This window comes from Elizabethkingia miricola (genome assembly GCF_001675285.1).
Lineage (GTDB): Bacteria > Bacteroidota > Bacteroidia > Flavobacteriales > Weeksellaceae > Elizabethkingia > Elizabethkingia miricola.
The window spans coordinates 30914-43648 of the sequence record NZ_LSGQ01000033.1; the positions used below are offsets into that span (position 1 = coordinate 30914).

Here is a 12735-nt window from a genome sequence, read left to right on the forward strand (position 1 = left end):
TGAAAAAACTAAGAAAACTAATAACCAAAACTTATTTCATGTTAAACACTCAATCCCCTAAAGCTGCTTTTGCAGACACCAAACCACATTATAATATTCTCGATGGTTTGCGTGGAGTTGCAGCGATCACTGTAGTATGCTTCCATATTTTTGAAGCTTTTGCAACAAGCCACTTAGACCAGCGTATCAATCATGGTTATCTGGCTGTCGATTTTTTCTTTATCCTTTCGGGATTTGTAATGGGATATGCATACAGCGACCGTTGGGGAAGAATGACCACAAAAGACTTTATCAAACGAAGAGTTATACGCTTACATCCAATGGTAGTAATGGGGGCTTTAATTGGTGGCATTTTATTTTATACTCAGGTGTGTGCCGTATGGGATGTATCTAAAGTATCAGTTATAGCATTGCTTGGTGCTACACTTCTCAATGCCTTTCTAATTCCGGCGCCTCCGGGAACCGAGGTACGTGGTCTCGGCGAAATGTTTCCACTGAATGGTCCGAGCTGGTCTTTATTCTTTGAATATATAGGCAGTATTCTCTATGCACTGATTATCCGTAAATTTTCTACAAAAGCACTTTTAGCTTTGGTTATTGCTGCGGGATTAGGGCTGGGAGCTTTTGCCATATTTGGGCCTTATGGAGATATCTGTGCGGGATTCTCTTTGACCGGAACTGAATTTACAGCCGGATTTTTGAGATTTATGTTTTCATTTTCAGCCGGATTGCTTCTTTTCCGTGTTTTCAAACCGCTTAAAATAAAAGGAGCATTCTGGATATGCAGTATTATTCTTGTTACTCTTTTAGCTATTCCCCGCATAGGCGGCGCAGAACATCTTTGGATGAATGGTCTGTATGACACGGTATGCTGTGTTATATTTTTCCCTGTTCTGCTTTGGTTAGGAGCTTCAGAAAAAACTACGAATAAGTTTACAAACCGTATATGCAAGTTTTTAGGAGATCTATCGTATCCATTATACATGGTCCACTACCCTTTTATTTACCTGTATTATGCATGGGTGAAAAATGGCAAACTGACATTCGAGCAATCATTTCCGGGTGCAGCAGCAGTGGTTTTAGGCAGTATTATATTGGCTTATCTGTGTCTGAAATTTTATGATATACCGGTGAGAAAATATCTGACTGCAGTATTCTTAAAACCTAAAAGCAGTATAAAAAGTTAGTCATTAAAAACTAAGTTTATATAAAAACAGCAGGCTCAAAAAGCCTGCTGTTTTTATTATATAGAGTATCTTCTATTTCATTCTCTTGTTTGCATTACTGCTTATAAACATTTCGTTTCGTTCTTCGGAGATAATTTCTATAAAACGTTCATAATGCTTTAATACATCGGAGATAAGTTCATTTTTGGTAAAGAGCCTTACATCATAACCTTCACGGGCATCACCGAAATAAGATCCCGGAAAATGAGCCTGGTTATCGTCTGCATCAGGCAGATTATCTTCGTTTAATAAATAAGCAGATACTGTTCTGGACTGGTTTCTCACTCCATATAAAAAGTTATTCACCAGATCGTACTGAATTTCTATTTCAATCCGTGTAGGATTCTCATAAGTATTAATCTTTGCCTCCGTTCCGTTTTCAGCAAACTCGGCCTGCAATTCTGTAAACGCTGTTTTAACGGTTGTATTTATAAAATGGTCTATTGACTGGCGATCGTCTAGCGAGATAATCTGCTTCAATCGTTCCTTCCAATATTCTCCTGACCACGGAGCTGTAGATGCAGAGAAGTCGCGTTCATAATAATTTTTGTCAATGATAAGTGCTTTCATCAGACTGACGATAAACAATATAATGATAATGGAAAAAGGCAGTGCCGTAATTAGCGTCATACTCTGCAAGGCTTTCAATCCACCTGCATTGAGTAATAATAATGCCAGTACAGCAAGCAATACTCCCCAGAATACGGTTTGCCATTTTGGAGAAACCTTTGCATTTTTCGTTGCAATGCTGTTCATCACAAACATTCCTGAATCTGCAGAGGTCACAAAAAAGATAAGAATAATTAATATTACAAAGAAACTCACAATGGAAGAGAATGGCATATACTCCAGAAATCTGAACATTAATGCATCCGGATCGCCGGCCAGCTGGCTAAGTGCTCCACCAGCAGTATGAAGGTCTATCCAGATCGCACTGTTCCCAAAAACGGACATCCAGATAAAATTAAATAAAGTAGGCAGGATCAGTACTGCTGCGATAAATTCTCTGATCGTTCTCCCTTTCGATATTTTAGCAATAAATAATCCTACATATGGAGACCACGAAATCCACCATGCCCAATATAAAATTGTCCAATTGTAGAACCACGGCAGGGTTTCTTCTTCATAAACATGGGTCCCGAATGTAAGGTTAAAGAAGTTGTTGATGTAATTACCCAATCCCTCTGTAAAACTACCTATCAGATAGACTGTCGGTCCTAAAGCCAGTACAAAAACCAGTAGTACAATTACACTGATTACATTAATATTGCTCAGCAATTTCACTCCTTTGTCTACTCCTGTAACAGCAGAAATAATAGAAAGAGTTACCAAGACACTTACGATAATAACCTGATAAACAAAACTATTCTCCGGTACAATATGCAATGTCTGCAAACCCGAATTAATCTGCACTACTCCGAATCCTAATGTTGTGGTAATACCAAAGAAGGTACTGCAAAGGGCAAAAACATCAATAGCATTTCCCCATCGCCCGTTTATTTTATCTTTCAGTAACGGATAAAAGCAGCTTCGCAGAGAAAGGGGTAATCTGTAGCGGTAAGCAAAATAAGATAAAGCCAGGCCTACAACTCCATAAATGGCCCATGCATGAATCCCCCAATGGAAGAAAGTATACAGCTGTGCATTTTTTGCTCTGTTAATGTGGTTATTTCCGGTAAATACATCGTTGGAATAATGCTGCATAGGTTCAGCAACACTAAAGTACATCAATCCAATTCCCATTCCTGCTGCAAACAGCATGGAAATCCATGAAAAAAAGGAATATTTGGGTTTACTATCATTCCTGCCCAGCCGGATATTCCCATACTTACTGAACATAAGGTAAATAAGAAAAAGAACAAATATGGTCACTGACCATACATATACCCAATTGAGTTTAACAAAAATAAATTCTTTTACATTGTTCAGGAGGTCTTCCGTAAGTTTTGGAAAAACTGCTGAAAGTACACAGACGGTAATAATAAAAATTAGACTGGGGACTGTAACGCCCTTACTGAATGTTGTTTTAAAATTAGAAAATTTCATCATTATTGTATTGATTAAAATGCCGGTACATTCCTTATACCTTCGTATGGAATATAGACATGAACATATAAAAAAACGGAGCCTCTTGTTCTGGAATTTCCGGAAACATACGAGAAAACGGTACAGCAGTAAAAGCTGAAAACCTGTATGCTAAAAAGGGAAATTAATAGTGATAGAAAAGACTATAATTACGCTGCAAATATACGGACAAATAATTAAACGGTCTAAAACTCCATACAACTAACTGTATTACAACCATATACACATGGTATCAAAAACGGAAAATCAGGAATATTTTACATGGCTAATTTTCAATATTCTCTCCAGAATGTTTTTTACAAGAATAGTAACACAGGCAATCCCTCCTAATAGCTTTGCACTATCAGTGAAAAATGTGAGTACAAGCAGTAAAATAAACATGCTTGCCAGAAACAGATTGTCTGAGAAAAATTTACGTTTATAATGCTCCGGAATACTATAAGAAAGCTCTGTATGTGCAACAAAAACATAGTAAGAAAGAGCAAAAATACTAAGTGCAGCCAGTATATTATTGAGAGCGAATAACCGAAATGCTAATGTAAATACAGCAAAATTTTCAACCGAATCTGCATAAAACGTAGTAGTAAACGGGAAGAAAATAATCGTAAGCATAATGAGCATATTCAGCCGGATCACTGGCCCGTTGTAATTATGGATATGTTTGAACAGGAAATGATGTCTGATCCAGAACATTGAGATAAGTCCAAAGCTAAAAAGCAGGGCCAGAAAATTATACTTTAGTTCCGACAGCTCTCCGAGCACCTGATCATACGTGCTTTCTCTGGTAACATGTGGCACTTTGAACTCAATAATAAGAAGTGTAATTGCTATTGCAAAAATAGCATCGCTGAAAAAAGCCAGTCTTTCTACCTGAAATTCCTGCTTCGGATGTTTTACTTCTGTACCTGAATAACCTTCATTTTCTTGATTTTCCATATTGAAGTTTTCGTTTTTTGGTGTTAATCAAATTTAAAATAAAAAATGATTCATGTATATTTATTCATCAATATATAATAAATATTCTTAAAGATTATTCAATATGATAATACCATTACATATAGAAATATTTTATCACGTGGAATTGTAATAAATTGTTCAATTTTTAAGTTTATATTGTTAAACGTAACTTTAAAAGATAATTCAACACCAGATTAAGTCAATTATTGTATGAGAGTTTTCAAATACAGAAGCAACTATGGACGCGACCTGATTACCTTAACCTGTAATCAGTTATTTGCATCAAAATATGAGGATCTTAATGATCCTTTTGAAAGTATGCAGTTTATGGATCCCATAAACGATGAATCGTTTATTGAAAGCCTACCCTATTTAACCAATAAAGATGAATTAAAGGCTGCATATTCGGAAGTCGTTCGGTTATTAAAAACTCAGGGTGTATACTCACTTTCAAAAGACGTGGATAATGAAATCTTATGGGCATTGTATTCTGATTCGCACAGAGGATTTGCCATTGAATATGAAACAGATATTCTGTTGAGAGACTTTAATTTTGATACTAATATTCCTTGTGCTTTTATGTTTGATATTGAATACACCAATACTTCCAGAGTTCCAAAGATCATCCAACAAGCTTTAAACGGAAAGCTCAATATCCAAAGTATTATTGGCAACAAATCGACTGCGTGGGAAAAAGAGAATGAACTGAGAATAACATTCGAAGACTGGGGGCTTCTTACTTATAACCATACCGCTGTTAAGTCCATTATATTTGGAGCAAAAGCACGAAAAGAGGATATTAAGAATACGATGAACCTACTGAAGGGGCGTGGCATAAAGTATAAACAAATTGAAATAAGCTCTAAAAGATATCAGTTAAAGGTAAAACCTATCGAAGATTTATATCCAAACAGTCCTCAGTACTATCAGAATAAAGCTTTTTTCGATAAAGGATTATTATTAAAGCAAAATCTAAAAGAATACTACAAATACAAAAAACAAATAGAAAGGATAGCACTAAAAATTGTAGAGCTGCCCAATATTCTGGAAATTCAGGAGATTGTACTAACCGGAAATGTGAGTGAACCTACACTTCAAATTTTATGTAAAAATGATCTGAGAAAGCTAACCACTCGAAATTTCAGTTTCAAATATATTAAGCGAAAAGGATTTCTGGAAATAACATAAAAGAAGCCCTCATATGAGGGCTTTTTATATCGTAAATAGTTATTAAATAATGTCCAGTTAAGTTCCTCCCATTACATACATATTCTCCATAGTAGGAACTTCGCTACCGTTTTCTTTTTCAAGTGTTATAGCAAAAGCCTGGGCTTTTGGTATTTTCGAAAGAGCAATCTTACTGTCTTTTTCTTCGGTATACATTCCGGCGTTTACTGGTTTTCCATCTGCAATAGCCCATAGTTGATATTGCATACCTTTTGGTGCTTTTGGCAGACTCTCTGCATTCAGGTAAACCTCTTTAGTTTTCTGATCCCAGAAAACTGTAGCTTTAGATTCCGGATGTTTCTCAACACCCTTTAAAGCGATGATTTGCATATTGGAACCGGATAGTGTTTGCCACTTTTCATTCATCTTTTGCAATGCTAAATTCTGAGCCTGATTAGCCGTTTCCAGCTTTACAATTTCTTTTTTAGCTTCAGACTGTCGGTTTAACCAATATAAATTTCCGGCGATACTCACCAGAAACAGAACAGATGCTGCAACTGCAAAATTTTTCCAGTTCGTATTTTTCTCAGTTCCTTTTATTTCTCTTTTTTCTTCAATCCTAAGGTTCAGTGAAGGTTTGGAAACATCAGAAGTTTTTTCTTCTGTTATTTGTTCTTTCTGGATTTTGCTCCAGGTTTTAAATTTTAAATCTTCTGGAGGTGTCATGGCTTGTGCTGTAGCCAGATCTTCCAAAGTTTTTTGTGCTTCTTCAAAAGCAGCTTTTACCTCTGCATTATTCTTCATAACACACTCCAAAATACTTGCCTCCTCGGGAGAAGCAAGACCTAGAATATAAGATTCTATAATTCCGGATGATATGTATTCTTTAGTATTCAATTTATTGATAATCTTTTAATAAATCTCTTAATTTCATTAGTGCATTTCTCATTTTTGTTTTCACTGTGCCCAGCGGTATCTTCAATTGCTCGGATATTTCATTTTGTGTATACCCCTGATAATAAGCCATATTAATAAGCTCCTGTTTATCGGTTTCCAAACTCTCGAGCACATTATTAAATCCAATAAAATCAGAAGTATTATTGGATGTAGAAAGTGCTGCACTGTTATATACGAAATCCGGAATCGATTGGTTTTTCAGTTCATTCTGAAAACCTTTTGATTTTAAATAATCTATTGCTGTATTTCTGGCAATATTGATCATCCATGTATAAAATCTGCCTTTTTGAGAGTCATACTGGTGAACAGAATTCCAGATCTTAACGAAAACATCCTGAATAATTTCTTCAGTATATTCTTTAGATTGCACAATCCGGAATATCACACCATATAATGCACCAGAGTAGTTATCATACAAATGATGAAAACCAGTTTCGTTTTTTTCTTTTAAAAAAACGATAAGCTCCTCTTCCGAATAGTTTGTTTTAATTGTGGTATATATTTCTTTTCCAAATGTAACAAAATAAAGAAGATAACAATACAAATCTGTTTAACTTTTTATCTCGTATATGTGTTTATGACAATAATACTTAAAATTTATATTCATGAATACAATATTGAAAACAATAGTTATCGGCCTGTCATTAGTCATTTCAATACAGGCCAATGCGCAGTCTGAAAAGTTTAAAATTCAGAACCCATACTATTCCCGTACCGCCACCAATCTGTTAAATGTGAGCAATACCGAATGGAAAAAAATTCTGAACACTGAATTGTATAAAGTAGCCCGGGAAGGAGCTACAGAAACCGCTTTTACAGGAAAATATTATGAATTCGATGAGAAAGGAACTTATTACTGTGCAGTTTGTGGCAATCCATTATTCTTTTCCACCTCAAAATTTGCAACCATATGCGGCTGGCCTTCCTTTTACCAGCCAATACATAAAAACAGTGTAAAATACAGAAAAGACACTTCTTATAATATGGTAAGAACAGAAGTTTTATGTGGCAGATGCGGGTCTCACCTTGGTCATATTTTCGACGACGGCCCCGAACCTACTGGAAAACGATTCTGCATGAATTCTGTCTGTTTAGATTTTACTCCAATTAAAAAATAAATAATTCATTTTCAGGCAATTAACAAAATTATTCGATTTTTTAAAATCTAAAATAAAACCGAACTCGTAAATGCCAATAAGAACATATTCAAGTAATGTTTAATTAAAAAAATCTAAGAAAATGCAAACAAAATCAAAAATCGCAGTTTTAGGAATGATCATATTATCATTTGCCTATAGTGGACAACTTACTGCACAAGTAATGAAAGAAAAAACAGTAATGGTAGGTGGAGCACCTATGTACCCATCTAAAAACATTATAGAAAATGCAGTCAATTCCAATGACCACAAAACACTTGTTGCAGCTGTAAAAGCAGCAGGCCTTGTTGAGACATTACAAGGAGCAGGACCTTTTACAGTGTTAGCTCCTACGGACGAAGCCTTTGCCATGTTACCAAAAGGAACAGTAGAAAATCTGTTAAAACCAGAAAACAAAGAAATGCTGATTAAGATATTGACTTATCATGTTCTTTCCGGAAAGTACAATGCTAAACAAATCTGGGCTGCTGTAAAAGCAGGAAACGGCACAAGCATGATGAAAACTGTAGAAGGGGAAGGTGTTACTTTCTGGACAAAAGGCAAAGATCTTTACATAAAAGATGCTAAAGGTAACAGTGCCAAAGTCACCATTGCCGATGTAAATCAATCCAACGGAGTTATTCACGTAATAGACAAAGTCCTTATGCCATAGTTATTCGCACCTATCCCAAAAACACAAATTTTCACACCAAATATTAACACCTAAAAAATAATATTATGAAAAAAACAATTCATATTTCAAATCAGGGCGCAACCCTTGATACCAGCAGAAGAAATTTTCTAAAGCTTGGTGGAATTGGCATTGCCATGGCAGGTCTTACAATGGTGGGTTGCAATGATGGTGATGGATTCAACTTCATGGACGATACAGTATTCGACCTTGGACAGGGTGATGTAGGAGTTCTTAATTATGCCTATGCACTGGAGCAGCTGGAAGCAGATTTTTATACAAAAGTGGTTAACAATTTTTACACAGGAATCTCCAGTAATGAAAAAGAGATTTTCACAGATCTTTATCACCACGAAGTCATTCACAGAGACTTTTTCAAAGCAGCAATTAGCGGTGCTACTTCTCATGTTTTGCCAAAATTGGAATTTCAATACCCCAATGTGAATTTTAACGACCGCAGTTCAGTTTTGGCAACAGCTAAGGCTTTAGAAGATACCGGAGTAGCGGCCTATAATGCTGCAGGAAAATACATTACAAATCCGGCATATCTCGTAATTGCAGGAAAGATTGTTTCCGTTGAAGCAAGGCACGCATCGGCAATCAGAAATCTTATAAATCCCGGATCGGCTGATTTTTCAGGAGATGATGTTGTAGATGCTAACGGGCTGGATGTGGCAAAAGAACCTAAAGACATTGTTATGGCTGCAGGTGGATTTATAAAAACCCGCTTTACGTGGAAAGAAAGAGGTATTAGTTAATTATTTCATTTTTAAAACCTATTGTTATGAACATTCTTAAATTATTAGATATGCTTTCTGATGATAAATTCTTCACTACGGGTTCATCCAGATCAGAGGCAATTACAAACATATATACTTTCGGAAAAAAAGCAGCCATAGCAGCCGTACCTCTGGGTCTGGGTTCTATGATGACGACAAAGGCCGAAACGGTAAAACAATCATCCATGGCTGTGAGTATGGCTCAAAACGACCTCACAGATGCTCTACAACTGGCACTGGTCCTTGAATATCTTGAAAATGAATATTATAATATTGGTCTTTCTGCTCCCGGGCTTATCCCTGCTAAAGACAGAACCGTATTTATGCAAATTTCCAAACATGAATCTGCACACGTAAGCTTTCTTAAAAATACATTAACTTCTCTAGGAACAACCCCTGGTAACAAACCAACCTTCGATTTTACAGCAAAAGGTAAATTTTCTCCATTTACAGATTACAGTCAGTTTCTGATTCTGGCTCAGGCTTTCGAAGATACCGGGGTAAGAGCTTATAAAGGGCAGGCCGGAAATGTGATGTCTAATAAAACTGTTTTGCAGGCAGCCCTTCAGATTCATTCAGTAGAAGCCAGACATGCCTCACAGGTCAGAAGAATGAGGGCTAATAAAGGTTGGATAGAACTTGCAGACGGTGGGAATATGCCTGCAGCAACCAATCCTGTGTATGCAGGCGAAGACAATACCAATCAGGCAGGATACAATACCAGTACAACATTCGGAGCTGCTGCCGGTTCCGCTGCTTATGACGAAATCCTTACAGGTGATGATGCTAAAGCTATTGCATCTCTATTCATTGTATAAAGGATATATCCACATAACAAATTAACAAAAAGAGCCCTCATATGAGGGCTCTGTAATAATCCGGGATTTACTAAGGATTATTTGAAAAATTTGTTTTAACGATAGGCTCTGCCAGTTCTGCACTGATAAAATCTATTGGCAGAATGCCATAAGAGCCCTGTGTACTACTCTGAAAAAAGGTTTTAAGCTTTGGATTTATGGCATTAGAAACTGTAGGAATACTTGGAATCCCGAATATTAGAGGTTTGTAACCACTTGTGAAATTAATGAACAGCTTTCCGCTGGTATCGGCTTTTGCCTCAGTAAGAACAGACTGAATCTGCGACCATTTAGTATCGTTATTGTCTACTTTATAGTTATCCTGTACTTTTACTTTAACCGGAGAATCATTACTGATTTCGAAGGTGGTATTATCTGCCCAGTTTGTAGCATCTATCCCTTTAGGCTTTGAATCTGCAGGGAACCGTCTCAATAATCTTATCTTACCTCTTATGTCTCCCAATTTAGGGATATTATTACCCAAATCCCATTTAGAAGGATTTTTCTGAACATAGGCATCAAAGGTTTTCTCAAAACTTCTGGTTGTATTAGACGCATTATACTCTTCCTTTACCGACATAATAACCGTTTCTGTAGGATGGCTGTCTAAAAATGCATAAACAGCATTCAGTACATCATCGAAATTCAGCTTCTGATAAACAGGTCCATGGTGTATGGCAAAAGAATCATCAATATGCCGGCAGCGGATATCCAGAAAACGAACACCAATATTAAGCTGTTCAGCAATAGTAAGATTCTGGGTTTTTGCAGTCCCCGAGGGAAACTCTACCGTTGCTCCGGAATCGTGGGTTCCGGGTACTGAAATTTGCGATAAAGAAACATTATCCTGCAAAGCAGACATCCAGTTGCTAATTCCTACTGAAGCTAATGAAGCTTTATTAATTGCAGCAGCATTTAGTTGAGCTTTAAGACCTTCGGAATCTCTTTCAGTGGTGTTTTCGGAACATGAAAAGAATACGCCTGCAATGGCAGCAGTCAGCAAATAGTTAGTTAGTTTTTTCATATGTGATATATATTACCTGATATAAAAATACACAGCCCTTATACAAAGCAGATGAACAGAGTTTTAAACTCTGATTAAGTTATAGTAACTTGATCCAACCAAAAAGCAAAAGCCCCATAATGGGGCTTTATTATATATAGATCAATATAATTATCCTGTACTTTATATAGCAATACAGCGAATTGGGTTTCCTGTATTTTTAGGATGGATAACAATTGCGTTTCTACCATTAGCGTAGGCGTTGCTTGCATCACTGGCGGTACTGGTCCACACATGCGGGCTTATTCCTCTGTTATTTACCCTTCCCGCGGCAGCATTTCTGGCACCAATTGCAGGAAATGTAAGCTTAACGCTGCTATTTCTGTTACTTGTATAAACTTTTGCAGCGCTAAAATTTGTTGGAGAATCATTAAACGTTCCTACTTCGCTCTTTGTTGTACCATCTAATAAAGATTGTAATTCTGTACGTGTTGGTATGCGATAATTTTGTGGGCATGGATCGTTAGCCGTCTTCACAGGAGCAGCTTCTGTTCCACTATTCCATGCGTTATCTGCCGCTACTGTAGTATTCCACCCCGATATTTCTGCTGTCTGCGTAGATCCTGTTGCAACAACCGTATTACGTCCAAATTGATAAAAATTAGATTGATCAAACGGACCTGTACTTGGATCTGTTCTGTTATCTCCCAAATTATAAAGCATCCATACTTTTCCGTTAATACGTGCTGCTTTCTGTCCATTATAATTATCCAGATAAACATCCGCAGGACTCAATGTAAATTTCAGATTGTACATAATTCCCGGTGTTATCTTAAGACCCGTCAATGCTGTACTCGATACTGTCTGAGTTAATGGACCAATCGTAATCGTAGACAATGTAAATTTCCCTGTCGTCGTATTACCGTTCAGCATTACAGGATTCGCTACTACAACCTGTGTTCCTAAAGTTGGAAATGTTACTGCCGCTGTACCTGCGGTTCCGGTTTGAGCAGGGGTTCCGGTTGACAATGGAACATTATAAGTCGGATAATGAGAATCGATATTCGCGGTCACTGCTGTAATGTTATAACCTGTTGCAGAAGCATCAATCGTTGTGGTTATCTGACTGAGTCTATGTCTTAGAATAACGTCCAGATAATTGGTCTGATTACCGGATACCTGCATATCTTTTCGGTAATACATAAAGTCTACCGTATTGGCTAATCCCGACATGCTGGCTGTTGACAATGTTTTGTTAGAAGAATTGGTATACGTAACATCCGGTAAATCCGTCTGGCTCTTTACCGAGTACGCAATAAAAGTATAATTACTGCCTCCGTCCAGATTAAGATCTGCGGTGCTACTCTCCTGACCGCGGATATAGTTTCTTTCTGTCACATATTCTCCTGTAGACCGGAAAACCACCACTTTGTATCTGATTCCTGTTCCTAAAGGTGTTGGCCCTGTTGCTGCCAGCAGATTTCCGCCTAAGGAAGCCTGAGCCTGATTACTTACCGAAGCTTTTACGGGGGACAGTTCTGCTACCAGCGTAAAATCGTTATTAAACGGAATCTCCTTTCTCTGTATCGCAGAAGTACTCACTGAAATGCCCTGTGTTAAAGAAGCCTGTCCGCTAAGATCTGCAATATCATCAAAAGCTTCTCCCTGGAGATTGATACTTACATTGGCTGTTCCGCCTGCTGTCATTTTGTTATCGGAATCGTTGCTACGGCAGGAAAATACCGTAAATAAAATCAATAGTAATGTTGTACAGGTTGCCATTCCAAAACCTGCCTGCTTCGGAATGAATTGTGTATTTCGTTTTTTCATTATCATCATTTGTTTGTTATTCTACGGAGATCGTATAATGCAGGGTA

At 37.1% G+C, this 12735-nt stretch carries 12 protein-coding genes; 6 read left to right on the forward strand and 6 right to left on the reverse strand.

Going from position 1 to position 12735, the window contains the following annotated elements; all coding sequences use genetic code 11:
• The first annotated feature begins 38 nt into the window (after positions 1-38).
• Positions 39-1187 (forward strand): acyltransferase family protein, encoded by a 1149-nt coding sequence (locus ATE49_RS19280; protein ID WP_065083528.1) that lies wholly within the window; start codon positions 39-41, stop codon positions 1185-1187.
• A gap of 72 nt (positions 1188-1259) precedes the next feature.
• Here the strand turns inward: ATE49_RS19280 and ATE49_RS19285 are convergent, their stop codons facing one another.
• Together ATE49_RS19285 and ATE49_RS19290 are read right to left on the reverse strand one after the other, a co-directional pair.
• A complete protein-coding gene (locus ATE49_RS19285) occupies positions 1260-3275 on the reverse strand; it encodes a BCCT family transporter (protein ID WP_065083435.1) in 2016 nt (671 codons plus the stop codon).
• Between the two features lie 282 nt (positions 3276-3557).
• Positions 3558-4247 (reverse strand): TMEM175 family protein, encoded by a 690-nt coding sequence (locus ATE49_RS19290; RefSeq protein WP_045184642.1) that lies wholly within the window; start codon positions 4245-4247, stop codon positions 3558-3560.
• A gap of 231 nt (positions 4248-4478) precedes the next feature.
• Here ATE49_RS19290 and ATE49_RS19295 point away from each other — a divergent pair, with 231 nt between their 5' ends.
• The gene (locus ATE49_RS19295) at positions 4479-5456 is read left to right on the forward strand and encodes a DUF2971 domain-containing protein (protein ID WP_065083436.1); all 978 of its coding nucleotides are present in this window, start codon (positions 4479-4481) and stop codon (positions 5454-5456) included.
• Positions 5457-5513: 57 nt separating this feature from the next.
• On the opposite strand, the gene ATE49_RS19300 is transcribed toward ATE49_RS19295, so the two are convergent.
• Positions 5514-6332 carry an anti-sigma factor gene (locus tag ATE49_RS19300; protein WP_065083437.1) on the reverse strand — a complete coding sequence of 273 codons (819 nt, stop codon included), beginning with the start codon at positions 6330-6332 and terminating at the stop codon, positions 5514-5516.
• A gap of 1 nt (position 6333) precedes the next feature.
• Positions 6334-6936, reverse strand: coding sequence for an RNA polymerase sigma factor (locus ATE49_RS19305; RefSeq protein WP_223200333.1), 603 nt, complete (start codon positions 6934-6936; stop codon positions 6334-6336).
• A 61-nt stretch (positions 6937-6997) separates the two neighbouring features.
• Here ATE49_RS19305 and msrB point away from each other — a divergent pair, with 61 nt between their 5' ends.
• The 4 genes from msrB (at position 6998) to ATE49_RS19325 (ending at position 9816) form a co-directional block, all read left to right on the forward strand.
• Positions 6998-7510: a peptide-methionine (R)-S-oxide reductase MsrB gene (gene msrB / locus ATE49_RS19310; RefSeq protein WP_065083438.1), complete on the forward strand. Its 513-nt coding sequence runs from the start codon at positions 6998-7000 to the stop codon at positions 7508-7510.
• A gap of 121 nt (positions 7511-7631) precedes the next feature.
• Positions 7632-8201, forward strand: coding sequence for a fasciclin domain-containing protein (locus ATE49_RS19315; protein ID WP_059345380.1), 570 nt, complete (start codon positions 7632-7634; stop codon positions 8199-8201).
• 65 nt (positions 8202-8266) lie between these two features.
• Complete coding sequence (locus ATE49_RS19320; RefSeq protein ID WP_024567565.1) at positions 8267-8977, forward strand: ferritin-like domain-containing protein; 711 nt, start codon at positions 8267-8269, stop codon at positions 8975-8977.
• A gap of 26 nt (positions 8978-9003) precedes the next feature.
• A complete protein-coding gene (locus ATE49_RS19325; protein WP_065083439.1) occupies positions 9004-9816 on the forward strand; it encodes a ferritin-like domain-containing protein in 813 nt (270 codons plus the stop codon).
• A gap of 70 nt (positions 9817-9886) precedes the next feature.
• Here the strand turns inward: ATE49_RS19325 and ATE49_RS19330 are convergent, their stop codons facing one another.
• Together ATE49_RS19330 and ATE49_RS19335 are read right to left on the reverse strand one after the other, a co-directional pair.
• Positions 9887-10879 carry a phosphatidylinositol-specific phospholipase C gene (locus ATE49_RS19330; protein WP_065083440.1) on the reverse strand — a complete coding sequence of 331 codons (993 nt, stop codon included), beginning with the start codon at positions 10877-10879 and terminating at the stop codon, positions 9887-9889.
• A gap of 162 nt (positions 10880-11041) precedes the next feature.
• Complete coding sequence (locus tag ATE49_RS19335) at positions 11042-12688, reverse strand: hypothetical protein (protein WP_260256205.1); 1647 nt, start codon at positions 12686-12688, stop codon at positions 11042-11044.
• Positions 12689-12735 lie beyond the last annotated feature (47 nt).